Here is a 702-nt window from a genome sequence, read left to right as displayed (position 1 = left end):
CTCGATACAAGACACTTGAATGTGTGTTGTTTTGAGAACTCGTTTTTATCCGAAGATAAAAACATTTTTTAAAATCAATCTTTCGATTGAATTTACTAGTCAGCTTTCCAGATTGTTAAAGAGCATGTGTCTATCTTTCGACGTCCACTTTTTAAAAGCACTCAAAATCTCTTTTATTTAAGAGAAATACGTTTAAAAAGTGGCGTCCCGTAGGGGAGTCGAACCCCTGTTACCGCCGTGAAAGGGCGGTGTCCTAGGCCTCTAGACGAACGGGACATTGGTGGAGCTATGCGGGATCGAACCGCAGACCTCCTGCGTGCAAGGCAGGCGCTCTCCCAGCTGAGCTATAACCCCAATGTTTTACTTCAAAAGAAGTTCTCCGAAGAGAAGTGGTGGGCGATACCGGGCTCGAACCAGTGACCCCCTCCTTGTAAGGGAGGTGCTCTCCCAACTGAGCTAATCGCCCACGATAGTTTTAATTCCTTCGTGAGAAAGAATGGTGGGTCGTGCAGGATTCGAACCTGCGACCAATTGATTAAAAGTCAACTGCTCTACCAACTGAGCTAACGACCCATTGGCGTCCCGTAGGGGAGTCGAACCCCTGTTACCGCCGTGAAAGGGCGGTGTCCTAGGCCTCTAGACGAACGGGACAATGTTCATAACATAAGTTGTTGGGCAACTTATGTTGGCTCTTTTACATTT

The 702-nt window shown here is 47.0% G+C and carries 5 tRNA genes; all 5 read right to left on the bottom strand.

Going from position 1 to position 702, the window contains the following annotated elements:
- Nucleotides 1–200 precede the first annotated feature (200 nt).
- The 5 genes from C0W29_RS21475 to C0W29_RS21455 all read right to left on the bottom strand — a co-directional run bounded on the left by C0W29_RS21475 (nucleotide 201) and on the right by C0W29_RS21455 (nucleotide 651).
- Nucleotides 201–276 (bottom strand) — tRNA-Glu (locus C0W29_RS21475).
- A gap of 2 nt (nucleotides 277–278) precedes the next feature.
- Nucleotides 279–354, bottom strand: a tRNA-Ala gene (locus tag C0W29_RS21470).
- 36 nt (nucleotides 355–390) lie between these two features.
- Nucleotides 391–466, bottom strand: a tRNA-Val gene (locus C0W29_RS21465).
- 31 nt (nucleotides 467–497) lie between these two features.
- A tRNA-Lys gene (locus C0W29_RS21460) sits at nucleotides 498–573 on the bottom strand.
- 2 nt (nucleotides 574–575) lie between these two features.
- Nucleotides 576–651 (bottom strand) — tRNA-Glu (locus C0W29_RS21455).
- Nucleotides 652–702 lie beyond the last annotated feature (51 nt).

It is taken from the genome of Photobacterium kishitanii, from assembly GCF_003026355.1.
In the GTDB taxonomy this organism is placed as follows: domain Bacteria; phylum Pseudomonadota; class Gammaproteobacteria; order Enterobacterales; family Vibrionaceae; genus Photobacterium; species Photobacterium kishitanii.
This window is presented reverse-complemented; position numbering and strand designations above follow the sequence as displayed.